This window comes from Paenibacillus glycanilyticus NBRC 16618 (genome assembly GCF_004000805.1).
GTDB classification, from domain to species: domain Bacteria; phylum Bacillota; class Bacilli; order Paenibacillales; family Paenibacillaceae; genus Pristimantibacillus; species Pristimantibacillus glycanilyticus.
Genome location: NZ_BILY01000039.1, coordinates 21136 through 42540 on the forward strand (window position 1 = coordinate 21136; position 21405 = coordinate 42540).

Consider the following 21405-nt stretch of genomic DNA (forward strand, 5'->3'; position numbering starts at 1 on the left):
TCATTTCTAGCGAGAGATAGACGGCTTTCATTGGAGTAGGGGAAAAATGTAGCGGATAGAGCCTTCGAAATGACAATTCTCCTACTAGGAGAGGATGAGTTTCTACCATTGGCCTGCAAGCACGGTTATGGCTTACAATCGCGACCTGCCTCCCTGTTCCCGGTATTCGGTCGGCGTTCTGCCGGTCTGCTCGCGGAACAGCTTGCTGAAATATTTCTCATCCTGGAAGCCAAGCCTGTCGGCAATCCAATAGACCGGCTTGGTCGTCCGGAGCAGCAGCTCCTCCGCTTTCTGGATCTTCCGGCTGCGGACATAATCGCTGAACGGCGTGCCTACAATATCCTTGAAGCAGGCGCTGAAGTAGCCTCTGCTCATATTGGCCGCGCGGGCCGCTTCCTCCTGGTGGATTCCCTCCAGCAAATTCTCGTTAATGAATTTCACGGCTTGACGGATGCTTCCGACCACCTCGTCGGAATACTTCCTGCGCTGCTCGCCGCTCTGATCGGGAGCCTTATCCGGATAGCCGGGATAAGCGGGATGACCATGCTTCACCCGGGCCGCAATCCGCTCCAGCACCTCCCCCAGCTTCTCCTTCTCGAGCTGGGTTTTCACAATATAATCGATCGCGCCAAGTCGCATCGCATCCTGGATAAAACCGAAATCCTGATGGCAGGTCAGGACTACCACCTTCAACTCGGGATGCACCTTGAGCGCTTCCTTCATCAACTCAAAGCCCGACATGCCCGGCATCGTCAGATCGGTGAAGACGACATCCGTAGGATGGCTCCGGAGAAATTCCAGCGCCTTCTCGCCGCTGCTCGCTTCGCCTATCACCTTGAATCCATGCTTCTCCCAGGGCAGCACGGAGATCAGACCTTTTCTGGCGTAAATCTCGTCATCCACGATTAACGCATGAATCATATGACTCCTCCTTATGGGCCGCCCGCTTCAGGGGAAGCCGAAGTTCGAATGTCGTACCGCTTCCTTGTCTGCCGATAATATTCATGGAAGCGGCCTCGCCGTAATACACGTCCAGCATATGCTTAACGTAGCTCAGCCCAATGCCCATTCCCACTTTCTTATGCGTATCCGTCTGTTCCGCCAGCAACCGGCCGATATCCTCCTCGCTCATTCCCTCGCCATTATCCTTCACGACGATTACGAGAAGGCCTCCGTCCTGAAATACCTCGATCTCTATCCGGCCGCTCTCGTCCTTCAGCCCGTGATAGATCGCATTCTCGACGATCGGCTGCATAATAAACCGGGGAACTTGAACATCCGAGAGCTCCGGATCGACTTGAAGCTGCACGTCGAAATGGTAGGCGTAGCGAATCCGCTGCAAATCCACGTAATCCTGCAGAACGGCGATTTCCTCGCCCAACTGCACGATCCCGCCTTCCTTGCCGAGATTGTAATGCAGCACGCGGGTGAACAAAGCGACCAGCCGGTCGATCTCATCCTGTCCGTTCATGCGGGCAAGCCACTGCACCGTATTTAGCGTATTATGCAAAAAATGCGGATTGATCTGATGCATCAGCTTCTCGACCTCCACCATCCGCTTCTTGCGCTCCTTCTCCTCGAGTTCCTTGAACAGCTCGGATAACCGGTTCCGCATGATATAAAATTGCTCAAGTACACCGTCGAATTCGATAATGCCCGTGGTTTTGGCCTTCGTATTAAATTTGGTGCGCGACACCAATAAAATTTCCTTGTTAATGGTCCGAAGCGGTTTGTAGACAATTCTCCAAATCGAAAAGCCAAGCAGCAGGCTGATCAGGATCGACAAAAGGGACAGCAGGACGAACTTGTTCATCCACTGATACACATCAGCACTGTATTCCCTCCGGTTCACGGCCGCAAGAATATACCAGCCTTGCTCACCCTGCCGGGAATAGACATAATAGCCTGGCTTGATCGTCTTTGACTTTCCGGCTTCATTCAGCTCTCCTACAGCAACACTCTGCCCGAGCGGGAACACGTCGGGAAGCTGGCTGTACATGACCTTCCCCTCCTGATTGAGCAGAATGCTGGACACCGATAGCTTGTACTGCTGCGACTGGAGTAAATCCTGGAACAGCTTCAGGCTCGTTTCCATATACACGTACATGTCCGCCCCGGCGATCAGATTCACTTTGCGTGCAATCGAGAACACCATCTCTGCCCCAGCGGCGCGGCCCGTTACATGCGGTCCGAAATAGGAAGCGTTAATGCCGCTTCCAAGCACGGGCAGCATCTTAGGACTAAAGCCGTCCTTCACGCTCTGATTCTCGAACAACACCTCATTCTTGTCCGCATAATAAAAGAAAATAAGGCCCAGATCGGGCTTGGCGGCATTGATCGGGGAAATATTGTCGATGACTGCTTTTTTCATTTCGTATTGAGTCATGTAATCATCGGTATTGATGAACGTTTCGATATCGTCCGCCACCTTGCCGTTGTACATCGCCAGCTGCAGCGCAGCATCCTCCAGATTATTGAACACGTTGTTCATGCTGATCTGCAGCTGCAGCACATTGCTGCGTATGCCGTCATCGATATTCTCGTTATGCAGGGAATACAAGGAGATATAAGAAATATAGCCGATTAAGGAAAGGGGGATTAATGAGCTTAAGATGAGAAAAAAATACGCCCTTTTCTTCAGCGAATGAGATTTTGCAGATCGCATGTTTCTCCTCCTGTCAATTCCGGAATGGTCCGTAGAACCGCAGTATGCTTACGCTATACAAGCACAGAAGGACCGGAGCCGCCCTTTGTCAGGGAACCGGCCGGTCCAATCCATCCGCTCAACTATCGTTGAAGCGCTTCCATAATCATGCGGAACAATACCAGATCTTCTCTTGCGTCCTCCGGCGTTGTCTTGAGGATGCCGCCGCTTACAATCACATCATGCATATAGATGAGCTCTAGCGTGTAAGGATCCGTATAGGTCGGCCGAAGAACGGTCTCCCTGAAGGCCTCGCCTTCGGTCTCCTGGATATAGAGCTTTGTCGGCAAATGCCGGATATACGGCGTGTCATACTGCACCTTTACCGATTTGCGGCTGCCGTACACTTCCACATGCGCATCAAAGCGGCCCTGCTGATCGCAGCCCGTCTCATAAGTGACCGAGAAGGTCCGTAGTCAAAGATCGCATTCAGGAACATGCTGCCTGGTTGCATCGCCAGCTTCGCCCCGATAACGGAGGACGGCATTCCGATCGCTTCGCGCATCGCCGACAGATCATGGCTTCCAAGCCCGGCCAGGAACCGGTAGAATCCGAACAAAGAATGATCCGGGGCTAGTCCAGTCGCCTCTTGTCCCAGTCGTTCCGCCCGCTGCTTACGATCCGTCTTGACCGGCTCCGGAATATCGTCAAACGATACCGTATGGCTGCTCTGACGGATAAAAAAGCCATTCGGGCCAATAATGTCGCGAATCCGGGCATAGCCGATTTCCCGGATGCCGCCGATCTCCTTGACTGCCTGGACGAAGGATGGCGCATAACGCCGCATATAGCCGACCATGATCTGCACCTCGTTGCGGTCCCGCGCTTCGATAATCGCATCTGCCTCGGCGAACGTCAAGCACATTGGCTTTTCGATCAGCACATGCTTCTTTTCATTCGCCGCGGCAATCGCGCAGTCCGCATGGTACTCATCGCTGTTCAGGACGAAGACGACGTCCAGATCCTCCTGCCGCACAAGCTCGTTCATATCGGTATACAGCCGCTCTACCCGGTACTGTTCCCCGATATGGCGGAGCAGCTTCGGCGAAACGTCGCATAAAGCGGCGATCCGGTAATACTGGGGCAGCGACTGCAGCACGGGCAGATGGACAACCTGCGCGACCTCTCCCAGTCCAATAAGGCCGACATTCAGTACGGTATGCTCCATCCTCTACGCCTCCGCTTCCTGCAATACCGCTCCCGCGGCCTGCTCCAGCTTGCGGAAGAGATCTTTAAAAATACCGTCACGGTTAACTGAGTGGGCACAGCGGATCAAATGCCTGCCGGCGTCAAAGCTCCACGTCACCTGATCGGTCAACACCGGGCTGTGAACGAGATCGCAAGGAACCAACGCAGGGTTCACCAGATAAGCCACGGCGGATAAATCCCAAATGACGCGGGAATAGCCGTAATGATCGCTGCTGCAGCCTTCGTACCGCTCCGCCAGGAAAGCGCCGATCTCCCCTTTGTCCTGCACGAAATGCCTGATCTCCGGCAGCGTCGTAATCAGATGCGAAGCCACGCCGTGGCACGGGACAAGAACGAGCGGCACGCCGCTGTCGAAGATGACCCGCGATGCGTGAATATCTTGGGCAAGATTGAACTCCTTCGTGTCTCTCCATGACAGCTGATGGCCGCCAAGCCAGACGACCACAATCTTGCCGATTATCGAAGGCTCCAGTAAAATGGCCGATGCAATATTCGTGATCGCTCCGATCGCAATTACATAAAGGGGTTCATCGTCGGGCGACGCGAGCGCCTTCCGGACCAGATCCCGGGCAGCGGGGCTGTCTACCGGTTGTGCGGCACCGGGCAAATAGCTGTCCGAGCCCCGGAATACCGCATTGTCCTCTTCGCAGCCCAACCGATTCAGAATTCTATTGATCTCTTCATAGCTCTTCTCCATGCCGTCCTTCGGTCCATCGGACAGCTCGTTCCAGAACGGCGCCGCATAGATCGCATCCAGCTGGATCCGCTCCGGAGATAACAGCGCGTAGACAAGGGCGAACTGATCATCAATCTCGTTAAAGGTATCGGTATCGAGTACGGCATGTACCCGGCCTGCCGGGGGTTCCAGCCGGTTTATACGCAGCTCGTCGGGTAGAATAGGATAGTTCAAGGCATTCACTCCGTTTATTCAGAATAGTAGAACTATTTCTATCATAAGGAGAGAGGTCTCCTAAAACTAGCCGAAATCGGCTGTATTCTTATACGATCTGGTTATCCATCCGAAAGGCACGGGGAGATACACCCGTGTGCTTGCCGAACAGCATGCTGAACTGAGGGGCGCTGCTGAACCCGCATTCATGCGCAATCTCAATCATCGACTTCTCGGAGTGAAGGAGCAGCGCCTTCGCATTCTCCACCCGCTTCCTTATTACAAACTGGTTAGGCGAATAGCCGGTCTCTCTTTTGAAGAAATGGCGGAAATGATCATAGCTGTATCCCAAGCTGCGGGCAATCGCCTGTAGATCGACGGATTCCGATGCATATTGCTCCAGATAATTCTTCGCATAGTTCACTTTGTCGTTGGTTCCGGCGTGGTACGCGTCAGCGTTATCCGTTAACCGGCCAATCTCCGCAATGGCCTGGCAGAGAAGGCCGTGCAGCGTAAGATGATAATAATGGCGCTTGCTGCCCAGCTCATCCTGCATCGCCCGAAGCAGCTGCCCTAGCTTGCGGTCATGATCGGTATACAGTCCGTTATTCAGCGTAAACATGGCGTTATCATAAGAGAAGCAAGCGAACAACACTTCGCTGTTGGTGTGGCGATATTCATTATGCTTCGTGTGCGGAGGGATTATCGTGAATGTTCCGGGAGCATATTCATAGACGGATTTACCGATTTGAGTCGTTCCGCTGCCACTTACGTAATAGACCACCTCATAGCTGGCATGCGTATGGAAATCGATAAAGCTATCCGCCTCCCTGACAAATTGATACAGAAAATCAAAAGAGCAGTTCACGATGAGGTTCCTCCTAGTAATCGGAAGTTAACCTTAGTATAGCAAAAAAGAGAAATCGTAAGGGAAGATATATGAGAGATTTAATTCTGCTTCACCGTTATTCCTCTGTCTGGAAAATGAATGAGAAAGATGGCTCCCGAAGCGAAGAGGATCTCATGCGAAAGGGTCTTCTCGTCCACGATCAGCAGCTCATCGTAACCCCAATCATCGAAGCCCCTGCGGTCAAGCAGGTCGGGCGGCTCAATGGCGATGCCAACCCTGATGACATTGTTGTAGACCAGCGTCCATTCGTCCCGGGCATTCGATACCGTAATATGCAAATCCACGATTTTCTCGTAATGGACCTCGGTTTGCACGAGCTTATATTCCTTCAAATCATAATCATGAAAGCTGAACGTATGGAAGAAGGCAAAGAGCTCCTTATCCATTCTGCCTGCTAGCTTCTCATACTCTTCCCAATACTGCTTATCGTTCCGCCTCCACTCTTCTTTCGCCCGCTCTCGCTCCTTCGGATCGGATGAATTAATCGCGGACCATAGGCTGAATTTGAAATATTTTATAGGCTTAACCACCTTTCTGTAGTAGAAACATTTTCAGAGCTGCAGCGTTAATATATTCAATTAACCATTAACTTCGGATGAGGTGACCAATGAAGAAATTGGACGGCCTCTAGCTTCCCCCTAAGGAGGTTAGAGCGTTATGAGCAGAAGCTTCAAGAAATCACCTGCATGTACAGATCATCACACTCCCGGTACTAGCTGGGCTAAACGCCAGGCAGCAAAAGCGGTGCGCCGCTTCACTGATGAGATTTCAAACGGCAAATGGTATCGGAAGCTGTATTGTTCCTGGAATATTTGCGATCATCGTTTCTACGAGACCAAACAGCAAGCCATTCATGAATGGGAGACATCCAAGTGGCCAAGGAAACAGAACATGACTCGAGATGAAGTCATTAACGAGTGGGCAAAGCAATTTAGAAGGAAATAAAGCGGAAGCGTCGGCCAAGGGAAGCCCGGCGCTTTTTTTCTATGCTTAGATGCGGAAAAAGGCTTTCGCCGTCTGCGTAGTCGCTTGAGCCACTTCATCCGCCGGTTTCCCTATACACTCCGCAACCGCCTGCAAAATATGCGGCAGAATGGCCGGTTCATTCCGCCCGTCTTTCGGCTTCTCCTTCAAATCCCTAGGCGTCAGGAATGGCGCATCCGTCTCGATCATCAGCCGGTCCAGCGGAATCATCCGCACCAGATCTCTGAGATGCTTACCTCTCCGCTCATCGCAAATCCAACCCGTAATCCCGATATGGCAGCCCATCTCCAGATATGCCTTAAGCTCCTGCAGCGTGCCCGTAAAGCAATGCACGACGGCATTTTGCACGCGATGCTCCTTCAGCATCCCGATAAAATCCGCCGACGCCTCCCGTTCATGAAGGAACAACGGCATATCCAGCTCAAGCGCCAGACGAATCTGCTCCCCGAACCATTTCCGCTGCACATCCCTCGGCGAGAAGTCCCGATTGTAATCCAGCCCGCACTCCCCGATCGCAACCACCTGCGGCATGGCTGATAACTCGCGCAGCTTCGCAATCGTCTCTTCATTGCAATTCTTCGCGTCATGCGGATGTACGCCTGCCGTGGAATACAGCTTCCCGGAATATCTTCCGGCATAACGTGCCGCGTCCACACTGTTCCTTAAGCTAGTGCCGGTGATAATAAGAGGCGTGACATGATTCTCCGCCGCTCTGGCAACCACTTGGTCACGATCCTCATGGAAAGAACGGTGCATCAGATTCACGCCGATATCTATAATGGAATTTGTCATTGTTATCTACTCCCTTATTTCTGTTCAAAGACCGAGCAGCAATCTGCCGGAACATGGTCCGCCAGCCACACCTCGTTGCCTGCAAAGAAGAAAACGACACCCGCTTCTTTTGCACGCGACGTATTTATCTTCAAAATCACAAGCTCTCCCCTGCGGCTTCCCGCCAGCGTTGCAAAATGAGTCCCCTCCGACAAATGCACATACTGACGGTTCATCGGATGAAGCCCCTCTCCCAAGATGGAAGGCAAGGCCTTCCTGTTGGTGCCGTGATAGAGGACTGCCGGTGGTTCGCCCGCCGTATATTGGACTCTATCATGACTATGCCCATATCTTGCCCGAATACGTCCATCCTCGATGGCAAAACGCTGCTTTTCCGAATTGCGCACGACCTGCTCTATATCTTCAATTGTGATCCCGGCCCACTTCGGCTGAGCTTGTATCGCCTCGAGCAAAACGTGCATCCCGCAGGAACCATCCTCCGGATCAAGACTGACCCCGAACTGCTCCGGCGTATGCCGAAGAATCTTCGTCATTAGTTTGCTTAAGCTTTGCTCCATGGCTTGATTCAGCATGGCTTTCACTTCGCTTTCTCCATTAAACTTCCAGTTATTTCATTATAGACTCTTCGTAAGAGACATGGGCTGGATTATTCGGATTTAGCCAAACGTTCCCATGAAAAAGCCTGAACCATTGCGGATTGGCTCAGGCGTTATTTTACTCGGGTTTTACGGTCACATTGAACTCATATCGACCTGAACCTAGAGTGACGACGATATCGTTCGGTTCCGCCCTCCATTGGATCGTATCCGGTGATTGATCTATATCAGATGACGGCCATATGATTTGGTTGGATCCTGTTTCGAAGATAGACGTTATAAGAGCATTGCAGCTTTGATTAGGAAAATAAACCTCTCCCGAGCCGTTAGGCGGGATCTGGATCTCGCAGGCCCAGCTGCTGCTATCCTCTCTGGACCAGCGAACGGCATATTCGCCGCGAATGGTATGAACCGATGCGGACGCATGGCTTAACTCGTTCACACGGAACGGTTTAAAGACAACCTGCCCGAATGCTACGGAATCCGGATGCGGGGACAACCCGGCCACATGCTTGTAGAACCAGGAGCTGACGCTTCCGAACATCGGATGATTATGGGAGTCATGTCCGTCCCAGGATTCCCATAGGGTGGTGGCGCTGTTTTCGATCATGTAGCCGTAGCCGGGGTAGTCTTTTGCCGCGACCATCTTTAACGCTAGATCCGTCTCTCCCCGCTCGATCAGAAGATCGAACAAGAAGAAGGTTCCGAAAATACCGGTATCCAAGTGCCCGCCTAGATCATCACGGTAATGCTTCAGCACCCGCTCCCACACTTGATCCTCATGTTCCTCGGGAACGCAGCCCAGAACAAGCGGGAACAGATCCGCACCCTGCCGACCTATGGAGTAAGTGGCGGTTTCGGGATCGAAAAACGCCTCGTTAAACGATGAGCATATGAAGTCAAACAGCCTCGCGTATTGTTGGGCGTCCTCTTCATGACCAAGCACTCCGGCAATTTCGGACATCATCCTTACCGTATAGGCATAGTAGAACGTGCTCACTAAGGTTGGAGGAAGCTCATTCGCACCCGGGATACACCAATCCCCAAGGAACCAGCTGTCCGGTTCCTCGAATTCAACCAGATGACCTCCGCGATTACGCGTACCTAGATAGTTGATCCAGCTTTGCATCCCTGCATAATGCTCAGTGAGCAGTCGACGATCCCCATACATGCGATACATCGTCCACGGCATAATGATATACGCGGATCCCCAAGCGACTCCGCCTCCACCCCCGTTGAACGGAGCCGTATGCGGCACAAAGCCCGTCTGTTTGTTCTGCGAATCGCTGATGTCCCCGATCCACTTCTCGTAAAAAGCAGCCATATCAAAGTTATAACTCGCCGCCTCCGCCGTCAGGTGCCCATCCCCTGTGTATCCAAGGCGTTCGCGGTGCGGGCAATCGCTTGGCACGCCGCCATGCATATTGGTCAGCTGAGACCAACGATACGCGCTCTGCACTTGGTTAAGTAACGGATCAGAGCAAGCTAACTCGCCGGTAGGCTCGACCGAAGCATGGACAACAATGCCTTCGAGATCCGTTAGGTCCGGTATACCGGGATACCCGGTGACCTCCACGTAACGAAAACCATGCCAGACAAATCGGGGCTCGTATTGCTCTGTTCCTTGGCCTTTCATAATATAGATATCGGATTGAATTTGGTCGTTACCACCGCAGCTCAGCATATCTAGCGTGCCATCGGCTTCGAGATTTTCTGCAAACCTCATCGTAATCTGCTGCCCGGCTTTGCCTTGCATACGAATGCGCACCCAGCCGGAGAAGTTTTGACCAAAATCGAAGATGTAAGTATGAGGTTTGGGCTCCGCACGGGAGATGGGTTTGAGCGTGCTGATCTTTTTATCCGGAGGAGACATCTGCGCCGTCAGCTGGCCCTTTGGAGAACGAACCAAGCGGGCATGTTCCCAGAACGAATCGTCAAAGTTAGGGCCATCCCAACCTGGTTGCTCCAGCCTTGCATCATAAATTTCTCCGTAAAAAACGTTATTAAACACAATTGGGCCGGAGATGCATTTCCAGCTCTCATCACTGCGGATGAAATCCACCGTACCATCCTCATAGGTTAGGGTCATCTGCAAAATTAATCGGGGAGCGCCATATCGCATTTTCCCTTCAACTGTTCTCTCCGTCTGGTTGTAGAAGCCGTTCCCGAGCATGACTCCGATTGCATTTTCACCTTGCCGGATATTATCTGTCACAGCGTATTGAAGATAATTGACCCTCTTGGATGTCTGATCATCGAAAGGATACAGCAGCCCTTCGATCTGGCGGTCATCATAATCCGTCCAGTTCGGAACAAGGACATGATCTCCGACTCGATTGCCGTTCATATACAGCTCGAAGTAGCCGAGTCCCGAGACTGATATGGAAGCCTGCTTGATCGTTTTATCAATGTGGAAGGATGTTCTGAATAACGGTGATGCAATCGTCTCATCTGTTCCTATCCACTGTGCGGTCCATTCATCTGGGCTCAGGATACCCATCTCAAAAAAAGCAGTCTCTTCAGCTTCATATAGATCTCCATCCTGATCCCAGCATCTGACCGTCCAGTAACAGCGTTGTCCGCTAGCGAGTGGGCTGCCAGCATAATCAATGTGGAAGGTTTCCGCAGATTTGACTTTGCCCGAATCCCACAGATCGCCGATTCCGGAGAGCGCACCCTTTTCACTCTTGGATACGATAATCTGATAGGCAGCCTGCTTCCGGTTACGTTTGGAGGATTCTAGTTCCCAACTCAAGCGAGGCTGGGTTGTTTGTATGCCGATGGGGTTATGGTTGTACTCACAGCGTAATCGAATGATTTTTTGCATGATCGTAGTCCCCTTTTAAATTGGATGAGTGACTATGTATTCGCATTCAATTGTAAGTTAAGTTAGTATACGTATGTTTCGGATAATACCGTTATAATAGCATACTAACATGACCGCATAAACCACAAAACTCATACAAACTAAAAAAACACGCTAATCGGATCACCAATTGGCGTGATTTTTCAAATCCCATTAATCATTATGAGCAATAACTGCCGCTGCGAACTGACGCAGCTCATTTTCATCAGCGGTATTACTAATAACAGAATAGCTACGATAATTGCCCTCGGCTACTTTCTCCGACCAATTTATCGACTTCTCACTCCCAGTGGTATCCCGATAAATATAAGTGTCGACTCCTTTTATCGAAAGTATAGAGTCAGAGGATGGGTGACTGTCATAGAAAATCGGCAGAATCGGAATATCTAAGGACACCGTGAGCATGATTTCTTCATTCTGCTTGTTATAAAACCATTTTAAAAATTGAGGTTTCGTTCCACTTGGTTCCACGGCATATTTATAGTTCAGGCCTGATTCTTCGTCATCCTCAGTTATCCACTTTCGCTTATTTGAGCTACTATTCGAAATATCATTTTGCAGCTCCGACCGGTTAAGATGCCAACCCTTCCATTTAGACAATGGCAAGTTGATTGTGGTATCGTGCCTTAACAAATAATCATTCATGCGCTCGGGAGTATCGAACTCCAAAGGTTTTACGACAATGGAATAATGAGAGCCTTTCTGAGGCAGCAACTTACCATTTTGCTCACTTATCGCCTGATCCCCCACGTACACAACCGCTTGCTCCCCATCCTTCAGCCCGTCACGCACGCGATCCAGTATTCTATTTCCTTCTACGGGGGCGGAAGGTATATCGGTTGGAGCCACTTGAAGCGATGTGTTGCCCGACTTATCGCGCAGCGAAAACATATATCCGGAATACGCTGCGTAACACGTTCCTCCAAGCAGCACAAATAGACAGACCATTACAGCTACACGAGTAAACATACTTCTCTTTATAACGCTGTAAGACAGACCTCTTGGAGTACGAATGCTTTCGTTCTCTTCTAGCAATCTGCTTAATACATCTGTTGTCACGTCACTACTCGATCGAACGGGGGATGGGATGTTGAGATAAGCATCAGTGAGCTCATCGCTGTAATTATCTTTCTGGTGTAATGGAAGTCCAAGATTCTTTTCCAATGCTTTTCCCCTCCTCATGTGCATAATTGCGTTGCATTTTAACTCTCGTGCGCTCATAACGCTTTCGCACTGTCGCTGCCTTGCAATCGAGAATTAGAGATATTTCTTCAAAGGTCAGTTCTTCTACTACTCGCAAAAGCATAATTTGTTTTTCTTCCAATGATAAACCTCTTAACATTTCATCAACTCTCATTGAAGAATCATAATCGGTTGTAACTGCCTCTCGCTGGAACAGATGCAGCCTTGACAGTAAGCCTTTGCGTTTACGGATAATGTTTAAGCAATGATGATAAGCAATTTTGTATAACCATGAAGTAAAAGAAATCTGCCGTGAATACTTATCCATGTTCCTAAACACTTGCAGGAACACATCCTGAACGGCATCTTCCGCTTCCTCCCGATTGTGGAGCAAATGATAGACATAACGATATAAAGGCAGCTGATAGAATTCAATGACATGCTGATAAGCATCTTTATTTCCTTCTTTAACTAGTCGTATCCATAGTTCAATATCGGCGGTATTGTTGCGCGTGCTCTTATCCATATACCCTCCACTCTTAACTTCCCGAGGCCTCATATAAGTTGTAACACGCGAGATTAGCATTTTGTGACAATTCAAACAAAAAAACTCAACCATTCTTGGTTGAGTTCTCATTGGATTCATATATTCACACCTTATACCTCGCCGGGCCTCTAAACACCTCTCGAAAATGCCAATGAACAAAGTTATCCTTCGGCATATAGTCCGGATTAATTGGCTCGCGAACCTTGTGACCGTGGAATCTCATCAGCCACTCATTAAAGCCATTTGTGCCATGGGCTTGTTCTGCAACAAGCAGCTCCCGCTCCTCGGTTATCGTAAATACACCACGGTCGAACAGCTTATGATGCAGGGAGCATAAGGCGATTCCGTTATCCTCTTTGTCAGGCCCACCGGCTTGGTGCCACTGGATATGCGCAGCATCTATAGCAACTAGATTGTTACCAAGCCGTACATTGAAACCGCACACCGCGCAGCTGTATTCGTAAGCCTTCAAAATGCGATCTCTGAAGTTTGGATCACGCGGTCTTTTCCACTTGATGGAAAAGTCGAGTCCTATCTCGTCCATAATATCCTGATGAATACTATCCGGAAAATGTTCCGTAAGCAGGATCTCCGCCAACTCCTGAATAAGGGAGCGATTGCTGCGAAGCAACTCAAGCACCTCGTTATTAAAACCACCGGATACATGCTCCATCAGCAGTAGCTTATCCGAGAAGTTCTTCTTATCCACGGACTGACTAAGCTCCCATATTCCATCCGTAGAAAGCCTAACAAAAGGCTCCTCCGGATGATAGGACTTTCTCGCCGGGCCAAATTCAACAAGCAGCTTCTTCAGCTTCTCTCTCACCATCTCATAAGGCAAAACCGTATGCTGCTGTTGGAATTGAGCTAGACTTAACAGGATTAACAATGGCTTATGCGGAGCGCGTTGCCCGTTCTTTTTCCAGATCGACAGGTTCGCGATTCTTTGTTTAAGCTCATTAACCTCCATGCTGCTTCCCTACTTCCAGCATCTCTACGAATGGAATATCTGCCGGAGCAAACGTAAACTCCCCGAGTTCGGCAGCAGTGATCCAACGGTACTCATCATGATCAACCAGCATGATCTCACCACTGACAAACGTCGCTTTATATGCAATCAGCCTAATGTGGGTCGCGCCATAATGATAATCATTAACGCCAAAATAAGCATATGGGTTAATCTCGATATGCATTTCCTCGAGCAGCTCTCTCTTTAAGCAAGCTTCGGCCGTCTCACCCGCTTCAATCTTGCCGCCCGGAAACTCCCACATTCCTGCTTGGGACTTCCCCTGCTTCCTTCTCGCGATCAGAATCTGACCTTGTCTATTCTCAATAATAGCTGCCGCAACCTCGATCATATCATTCACGTCCTAAACAATCGCTTTATTCGCCGCTGGCACGAGGGCTGGCGGCATTTCGGTCTTGAGCCTCCACACAGCAGTTATAAGCAGTCTAATTTATTAATTCAATCTAAAATCCTAATGATTTTTTTATAATTTCATCAATATTAACTTGCCGAGACTTTAAAGTTACAACTAATTCTTCAAAGATACCCTCATCGTATGCATTACAAGAATCAACAAACACTCGTAACTCTTCTTCAAGTGAAAAGTTAATAGTTTCAGAAATATTTAAAGACTTTATTCTTTTAATTATATCTTGAAACACATACATGCTAGTAATACGATCATTAATAAAATCAAGTCCTGTAAAATTAAAGTAGTAGTGAAATACATCGTTGTCCAGCTTTTCTAAATCATCAGGTCCATATCCCCCCAAACATCTTGTGTGATCAATAAGAACTGGTAAGTACTTATTATTTTGCTTTGAGAAACATATATTTTCTATATGCCTATCGGTATTGCATAAAAAGATATCAAATGCGACCATTTCTATAAGACTATTAAAGTTTTGAATTAAATCAGGCTTAATTTCACTAAATTTATAAACTGGGGGAGTTACTAGATTTGTGATAATTCCTACCGTATCCTGCTCCATATGAAAATGCGTTTCTACCATCGGAAGCCCCAAAGCCAAACCAATCTTACTAGCAACTAACTCATTAAAAATTTTTCTGACAAATACATCTGATAATAACCTTAATTCTGTAAATTTATAGATACTTACCTCTAGACTATTCTTATTTATAAGCACCTTTTTTTGACCGTCTAAACCTCCAAGATCTAATTTCATGGGGTCTATCCAACGTACCAAGTCATTCCGTCTCTCTTCATCAATGAAAATGATATTATTAATTCTCGCATTACTAAAATTCTCTTGGATTTGTTCTTGTTGAGTCCTTTTTTCAAGAATAAAATAGCTGTAGGCATTCTTTTTAAAAGTATCTTTGAAATTCTTATAGTTTTTAGAAACTTTAATAGGTACTGTAGTATTAAATAGAACTCTAGAATCATCTAAATTAAAAAGTTCCAATTTCACCAGAATGTTTTCCTTATCTGTCTCATCAATAATTACACTTAAATTCTTTATCACTCCCCCTTCAACTTTCAAATTATCATTAAATACTTCTTTATTATATTCATGGCCTTGTTCAGTATAGTTGCGTAACGATATCATTGAATCAATAGGATTCATATTCTCATCTAAACTTGTACCAATTAAGATCCCCCCAGGTGTGATTAGCCCATCTTCGTACCAAGTGCTATTTGGCAATTTTATAAAATTGCTTTTTTCATCCTCATCCCGTTTTTTTCTTATTTCTAAACTGTCAATATTGACATTAAAGAGAGAAATTACGAACTCTTCAACCTCTAGGCTATTTTCACTAATGCACGCCGAATGTATGTTAATACCACGTACATACTGTATTGTAGTAGCAAGATCCTCTAGGTCCCCTTCGTCATATAATAATGGCTGATTAATAATAACCTCATTATTTATAAGTAAGGAATATTTCTTTTCTATTGTATTAATATTTATTGAAATTCCCATGTTAAGGTCTAAATAATAATGTTCGATATTGGATTCTCTACGAATTAACTTATTATATTTTGTAATACATTCATCTTTAAAATCTGAATAATCATGCAAGAAGGGAAATAGAACCACTAGTGTTGGAATATCATTGTCAACTTGAAACCTATGATAAAATTTTCCTCGCATTTTATCTTTTAATCCCGTTATACTATTTTTCTTTTTCTTTAATTTTCGCTTCCCCATATTTCCCTCCTATTTCCCACGTCCTAAATAATCGCTTTATTCGCCGCTGGCACAAGGGCTGGCGGCATTTCTGTCTTGAGCCTCCAAACGAAGCTCATCGGCTTATTGCCTTCATGTCTGACGTACTCCGCTTCACCAAGGAAAATAAACGGAGACGTGTAGTTATTCTCTTCTTTGTATTCCCGAACAAACAAAGCAATACGAGTCCCAAGCTTGCGATGATGAATATATCTTTGCGCGGTTTTCGACTCCTCCGACGTACGGCTCTGCGTTTGCCAATGGAACAACCGCTCGTTAATCGCATAGTCCTCATATAGCGTAGACGGCGAAAAATCTTTATCCGACTTATTTAACGTGATGAAGAAAATATCCGTATCTTTATCGTCGAAATATTTGACTCCCTCGCGGAAAGCCGGCGACTTCGCCTCATTCCAATAACCAAACGCGGCCAGCACCTGATCCGTCGAATAGCTGCAATGCACATCCAGCGGACAAGCATAAGGAAAAGCATTTGACTCATCTACGAAGCTAATATGCGACTCGTTATATTGCAGAATCTCCAGCAGCTCTTCACGGAACTGCGGACAGGCCACAATGGAGCGAATGCCTTGCTCTATGCTATCAAACCCATTCTTCTTAGGCTCTGATCGGTAAAACGTATAATAGAAAAGATTCAGCATAAGCTTCTCTTCTTCAGTATTTGCTTGTTTTTCGCCTGAGAGATAAGCGATGAGGAACCTCAGCAATCTCCGGGAATTGAGGCTTAGGAGAGCTGGAATTCGCTTCGTTAAATAATCGCCATTTTCGAACTCGAATGGTTCAAGAAGCTCCGCTTCCACCATTAGTCCTCGGAAAGTCCGGTTACCCGTCCGGCCTTCGTAAAGCTCATAAATACTCATGCCGTGATAACGCAGGAAATTCGCTAGGGTAAGCTTTTGCCCCGAATCGCCTTCAAAATACTTCATCTTATGAATGAGACTGCGACGATTATTGGTCGCTTGCTTCAGATTCCGCAGGATGTAGTCGCGAGCAACCTTCTCCAGCTGAATAAAGCTGCCTCTAGGCAGACTCGAAAAGCCATGCTCCACATAGTGCTGGACGGAATGCTTGGTTTTGCCGAGCAAAGCCCGCAGCTTGTCGTGAAAGTTATAATCCTTGTGAGCTTGTCCGATAAAATCAAGGACGGTCAGGCACTCTTTTCCCTCGGCTAAGCGAAGTCCCCGGCCCAACTGCTGCAGGAACACGGTCAAGCTCTCCGTTGGGCGAAGGAACAGCACCGTATTCACCTCTGGAATATCCACGCCTTCGTTGTACAGATCAACAACAAAGACCATCTTGATCTCGCCGCGAGCTAGCCTGCCCTTCACTTGATCCCGATCCTCATCGCTGGAGCCGCCATGCAAGGCAATCGAAGGAATGCCAGCTTCATTAAATACCTTGGCCATATAGAGCGCATGCTCAACGCCAACGCAGAATCCGAGCCCTTTGACCTCATCCAGGTCGGTCACATACTTCTTCAAGCTATTGAGAATTTGCGTCGCCCGGATTTTATTGTTCGTAAACAGATTTTCCAGCTCGGACTGGTCATATCCCCGTCTGGTCCACTTCACCTGCGAGAGATCCACATGATCACTCACGCCAAAATACTGAAAAGGGCATAACAGCTTCCGATCTATCGCATCGGTCAGCCGGATCTCGGCCGCAATCGTATCGTCGAAGTAACGCAGCACATCCTTGCCGTCCATCCGTTCAGGCGTAGCCGTTAAGCCAAGCAGGATCTGCGGCTGGTAATGAGCAAGCAGCTTCTGATAAGAAGGTGCCGCAGCATGGTGGAATTCGTCCACGATAATAAAATCGTAGTAATCCGGCGTTGTAACTTCGGTTAGTTTCATCGAGTTAAGACTCTGAATGCTTATAAAAAGATGCTCAAGCGACTTCGCCTGATTGCCACCGACATGCAGCTCGCCAAAGTTCAAATCCTTCAGGATGAAACGGAACGTGTCCAAGCTCTGCTTCAGGATCTCTTCGCGATGAGCCACGAACAACAGCCGAGCACGTTGCGGATTCCGCTGGGCAAATCGCCGATAGTCAAAAGCCGAAATGACCGTTTTCCCAACACCGGTCGCAGCCACAAGCAAATTCTTATGCCTGCCGTATAACGTCCGTTCCGCCTCTAGCTTCTCAAGAATCTCCTTCTGATAATCATAAGGCTGGATACTGAACTTGAAGAATAGGGCGTCTTTGGCTTGGTCTTTGGAGTTATTTTTGCCTAGGGCTTGTTTGAGTTGATCCTCATGGGCAGGGTTGTCCCCTGAGAATTCGGAAAACTCTCGATCATTCCAATAGCTTTCGAATGTCGCTTCAATCTTTTTGAGGACATCATAGGAATCCTTTTCGGTTACCTTCAAGTTCCATTCCAGGCCGCTTGTAAGAGCCGGATTGGACAGATTCGAAGAGCCCACATAGGCCGTTGTAAAGCCGGTGTCCCTCTTGAAAACGTAAGCCTTCGCATGAAGCCTCGTCCGAGTGGAGTCATAGGAGATTTTGATCTCCGTATTCGGCAGCTTGCTTAGCTCCATAATGGCCTTATAGTCTGTCGCTTCCATATATGTAGTCGTAATAACCCGCAGCTTCCCGCCTCTTGCCGTAAACTGTTCTAGTTGTTCGATCATACAGCGAAGGCCACTCCACTTGATAAAGGATACCAAGAACTCGATGCGATCCGAAGTCAGGATTTCATGTTTCAGTTCACTGAGCATGTTCGGCTCAGCATGGGAACCTGTGAAAAGCGAGCTCTGCGACAACGGAGTCGTCGGGCGAAGCACCTTTTCTTCCTTAACAGCACGAATAGAGTTGAGCTTCGCATAAACATAGGTTAATACTTCCCCTTGTTCGGCGAGCTGCAACTCTTCAAAGTTTTGCTGGTCTAATGTGTTTTTGAGGGTGGAAATAATATCGTTACACGCACGAACCTGTGCGAGCACGGCTTCTTCGTCGCTGTCGGAGTTCTCTCGCACGGCCTTCAGGGCTCGGCGTGTGACGGTAGCGATATAGTTGGAAAGCAGCTTGCGCGCTTCCTCTGGATCAAGGGCTTCTTTGCCAATGTCATAAGAAGAGGTGTCCAGTGAAGTTAGCTGCTGTAAGGTTACGTTGTTGATGAGTTGTTCGTAGAGACCTTGTTTCATGGGGGACACCTCAGAACTCTAAAATACTCATTATATTAACATATAAAACGCCCTTAGGGCACTTCGCTTCATACCTCATTTATATAGGCATGACTGGCTTTAACTATTTTTACAACTCGAACTATTATCAACCATGTCTAATTCATAACAATTTAAGAATTCTTCGAACATCCCAAATTGAGTTCGGGAGTATTTACTATCCGCCGAACTTAGTCCAATTTTCATCTCACTTCTGGGTAAGATATCTTTCTTTTCTAGAATAATACCTTCTCTTCTGTTAATTTCATTCTCTATATAAGACATAGAGTTAATATTGAATATTTGCCATGGCGCGGAATTTGTTAGTTTAAACATTGACATTAACTCAGTACAATATCCTTTTTTATTAACTGATTTAACAGGAATTACAATATTCTGATTTAACAAATAGTTATCTGTACTATGGGATGTATTTACGGAAAAATAGCAAATTCCTTGATAATCATTTCGATTAGTTACCCATTGTAATAACAATTGAGGCACGATATATTCTGGTTTAAAGATATCGTTGGTATTTCTTACTTTAATTGAACAACTCATCATAAGAGGCCATAAGATTATGTAGCTTTCCAAAATTTCCTTTAATTCTAATACAGCTGCTTCATCTAGATTTCTTTTGTATTTTTCTACTGATACATATGTTCTATACTTATACTCCTGACTTATTTCATGAGCAAACATCTTAGGTGTAAGTCCGAAGTATAATATATTTAGTTTATCCTTAATCTCATCAGTAAAAGTGAATTTCGATCCATGTACATAATGAAGATCAGGTCTTTTTAATTCTTCCCAACACACATAAATAGATTCTCCCAAATACAAACAGGGTAAACCAGGAATACTATATCTTTGAGTGGTCGCCATTCCCCTTTTTTCAAAGGGGATATGAAACATCTCCCCTCTTGAATAACTTTTATTTAAACCAACCCTCATCCTATATAAGTTTTTAGGAATCATATTTCTAAATAACTTAGCATGAAAAATTTTATCTATAACAGCATTTAACCCTTCCTCTAACTCTCCATATGCTTCAGCGGGTTGTCCGGAGTAATATGCTTTTAGACTTTTCTCGATTGACGATGAGAGTGCGCTAACTTTCTCCTTATAATCCTCTGGAAATATAGCTATTCTGCCTAATTCTCTTTGATAATTCTGAAATAGTTTATTAATTAAATCAATAAAATAAACGTCATCATCTGATTGAATAATAGGGAGGTTAACAAAATCTTTCGACAAGAAATCAATATAATCTACAATATCACTGTGTACTATTTCATATTTCTCTATTATACTCTCTCTCATATATATCCCCTTTATTCTAATTCGTATAATCTTATTATTTATAGAAACAATTAATGTTATAACATTTCGCCTATTAGTTATGCCACAATTTTCTATCGTAATTTGTTAAGTTGATAATTACACCATTTCTATATCCAGGATTAATGCATCTATTAATTACCTAAACCCGCTTAGGCAACAGCTTCGCATACTTCCTCCTCAACCGGTGCAGCTCCTCACTTCCAGCAAGCGCAGCTTGCTCTCTCTCTTTGCCCACCGCGACGATTAGCGCCTCGATGAGCGCGATCGGAGCCACCATCGAGTGGAACTCCCAGAGCTGGCCGCGGGCGGTGAAGAGGGAGATGTCGGCTTTGGCTAGCATGGGGCTGACGGCGAGGTCGGTGATGAGCAGGGTGCGGCAGCCGCGTTCACGGGCGAAGTCGAGCAGCACGGCCATCTCCGGGGATTCGGAGACGAAGCCGAAGATGACGATGACATCCTCCGAACGGATTGGCACCATGCTTTCGAACAACTCGTGACCGCCGCGGTCCAGGCGGCGGACGTCGGCGCCGAAGCGCGACAGGCGGAAGTCCATTAACGCGGTTAAGCATTCGGCAGAGCCGGGACCGTAAATATGGACGGTGCCCGCGTTAGCGAGTATCGCCACTGCCGCATCAAACGCCGTCTGATCCAGACGTTCAGCAGATTGCTCAATATACTCCGCCACACCTAGCACATTGGTGGCTGCGCCGCTCTCTCCGCCAACCTTCTCAAAAGCAGACTGCAGCTTCCGAGCAGGAGAAAGCAGCGCCTCGTCTTTGACGCGCTGCTTGAATTCCTTGAGGTTCTTCGAGCCCACCTCGGCCCAGAAGCGAGAGACAGTGGAGACGCTCACGCCGCATGCCGCTGCGATATCCTCTTCTATCATGAACGGTACATCGTCCATGTTCTTGCTTATATAATCCGCGATCCTTTGGTGACCGCGAGTCAGCTTCTCCGTCTCAACTCCAAATACCATGACCAATCTCCCCCGTCTGCACC

At 47.4% G+C, this 21405-nt stretch carries 19 protein-coding genes; 1 reads left to right on the plus strand and 18 read right to left on the minus strand.

Annotation, left to right across the window (positions count from 1 at the left end; translation table 11 throughout):
- Positions 1-132: 132 nt before the first annotated feature.
- The 7 genes from PGL01S_RS24605 to PGL01S_RS24630 all read right to left on the minus strand — a co-directional run bounded on the left by PGL01S_RS24605 (position 133) and on the right by PGL01S_RS24630 (position 6242).
- Positions 133-921, minus strand: coding sequence for a response regulator transcription factor (locus tag PGL01S_RS24605; RefSeq protein ID WP_127497359.1), 789 nt, complete (start codon positions 919-921; stop codon positions 133-135).
- Positions 896-2665: a sensor histidine kinase gene (locus PGL01S_RS24610; RefSeq protein WP_127497361.1), complete on the minus strand. Its 1770-nt coding sequence runs from the start codon at positions 2663-2665 to the stop codon at positions 896-898. The genes PGL01S_RS24605 and PGL01S_RS24610 overlap by 26 nt, the downstream gene beginning before the upstream one ends.
- A 122-nt stretch (positions 2666-2787) precedes the next feature.
- Positions 2788-3051 carry a hypothetical protein gene (locus PGL01S_RS31305; protein WP_244935742.1) on the minus strand — a complete coding sequence of 88 codons (264 nt, stop codon included), beginning with the start codon at positions 3049-3051 and terminating at the stop codon, positions 2788-2790.
- Positions 3027-3872 (minus strand): Gfo/Idh/MocA family protein, encoded by an 846-nt coding sequence (locus PGL01S_RS24615; protein ID WP_244935744.1) that lies wholly within the window; start codon positions 3870-3872, stop codon positions 3027-3029. Before PGL01S_RS24615 ends, PGL01S_RS31305 begins: the two co-directional genes overlap by 25 nt.
- A 3-nt stretch (positions 3873-3875) precedes the next feature.
- Positions 3876-4823, minus strand: a complete 948-nt coding sequence (locus tag PGL01S_RS24620) for a nucleoside hydrolase (RefSeq protein WP_127497363.1) — start codon at positions 4821-4823, stop codon at positions 3876-3878.
- Between the two features lie 88 nt (positions 4824-4911).
- Positions 4912-5670, minus strand: coding sequence for a helix-turn-helix transcriptional regulator (locus PGL01S_RS24625; RefSeq protein ID WP_127497365.1), 759 nt, complete (start codon positions 5668-5670; stop codon positions 4912-4914).
- An 80-nt stretch (positions 5671-5750) separates the two neighbouring features.
- Entirely contained in the window at positions 5751-6242 is a 492-nt protein-coding gene (locus PGL01S_RS24630) for a hypothetical protein (protein WP_127497367.1), read from the minus strand.
- 127 nt (positions 6243-6369) lie between these two features.
- Here PGL01S_RS24630 and PGL01S_RS24635 point away from each other — a divergent pair, with 127 nt between their 5' ends.
- Positions 6370-6657 carry a hypothetical protein gene (locus PGL01S_RS24635; RefSeq protein ID WP_127497369.1) on the plus strand — a complete coding sequence of 96 codons (288 nt, stop codon included), beginning with the start codon at positions 6370-6372 and terminating at the stop codon, positions 6655-6657.
- 45 nt (positions 6658-6702) lie between these two features.
- Here PGL01S_RS24635 and PGL01S_RS24640 read toward each other — a convergent pair whose 3' ends face one another.
- From PGL01S_RS24640 to PGL01S_RS24690, 11 genes are all read right to left on the minus strand, one after another.
- On the minus strand, positions 6703-7488 hold the full coding sequence (locus tag PGL01S_RS24640; protein WP_127497371.1) for a TatD family hydrolase: 786 nt from the start codon (positions 7486-7488) through the stop codon (positions 6703-6705).
- Between the two features lie 14 nt (positions 7489-7502).
- On the minus strand, positions 7503-8060 hold the full coding sequence (locus tag PGL01S_RS24645) for an RNA 2'-phosphotransferase (protein ID WP_127497428.1): 558 nt from the start codon (positions 8058-8060) through the stop codon (positions 7503-7505).
- A 142-nt stretch (positions 8061-8202) separates the two neighbouring features.
- Positions 8203-10911 (minus strand): alpha-L-rhamnosidase, encoded by a 2709-nt coding sequence (locus tag PGL01S_RS24650; RefSeq protein WP_127497374.1) that lies wholly within the window; start codon positions 10909-10911, stop codon positions 8203-8205.
- A gap of 192 nt (positions 10912-11103) precedes the next feature.
- On the minus strand, positions 11104-12114 hold the full coding sequence (locus PGL01S_RS24655) for a hypothetical protein (RefSeq protein ID WP_127497376.1): 1011 nt from the start codon (positions 12112-12114) through the stop codon (positions 11104-11106).
- Positions 12074-12658 (minus strand): RNA polymerase sigma factor, encoded by a 585-nt coding sequence (locus PGL01S_RS24660; protein ID WP_164775588.1) that lies wholly within the window; start codon positions 12656-12658, stop codon positions 12074-12076. The genes PGL01S_RS24655 and PGL01S_RS24660 overlap by 41 nt, the downstream gene beginning before the upstream one ends.
- A gap of 124 nt (positions 12659-12782) precedes the next feature.
- Positions 12783-13649, minus strand: a complete 867-nt coding sequence (locus tag PGL01S_RS24665) for a phosphorothioated DNA-binding restriction endonuclease (RefSeq protein WP_127497380.1) — start codon at positions 13647-13649, stop codon at positions 12783-12785.
- Positions 13639-14037: an 8-oxo-dGTP diphosphatase MutT gene (gene mutT, locus PGL01S_RS24670; protein WP_127497431.1), complete on the minus strand. Its 399-nt coding sequence runs from the start codon at positions 14035-14037 to the stop codon at positions 13639-13641. Before mutT ends, PGL01S_RS24665 begins: the two co-directional genes overlap by 11 nt.
- Positions 14038-14149: 112 nt before the next feature.
- On the minus strand, positions 14150-15859 hold the full coding sequence (locus tag PGL01S_RS24675) for a hypothetical protein (RefSeq protein ID WP_127497382.1): 1710 nt from the start codon (positions 15857-15859) through the stop codon (positions 14150-14152).
- A gap of 23 nt (positions 15860-15882) precedes the next feature.
- Positions 15883-19044: a DEAD/DEAH box helicase gene (locus PGL01S_RS24680; protein WP_127497384.1), complete on the minus strand. Its 3162-nt coding sequence runs from the start codon at positions 19042-19044 to the stop codon at positions 15883-15885.
- A 99-nt stretch (positions 19045-19143) separates the two neighbouring features.
- Entirely contained in the window at positions 19144-20385 is a 1242-nt protein-coding gene (locus PGL01S_RS24685) for a hypothetical protein (RefSeq protein WP_127497387.1), read from the minus strand.
- A gap of 160 nt (positions 20386-20545) precedes the next feature.
- Positions 20546-21382: a MurR/RpiR family transcriptional regulator gene (locus tag PGL01S_RS24690; RefSeq protein ID WP_127497389.1), complete on the minus strand. Its 837-nt coding sequence runs from the start codon at positions 21380-21382 to the stop codon at positions 20546-20548.
- Between the last annotated feature and the right edge of the window lie 23 nt (positions 21383-21405).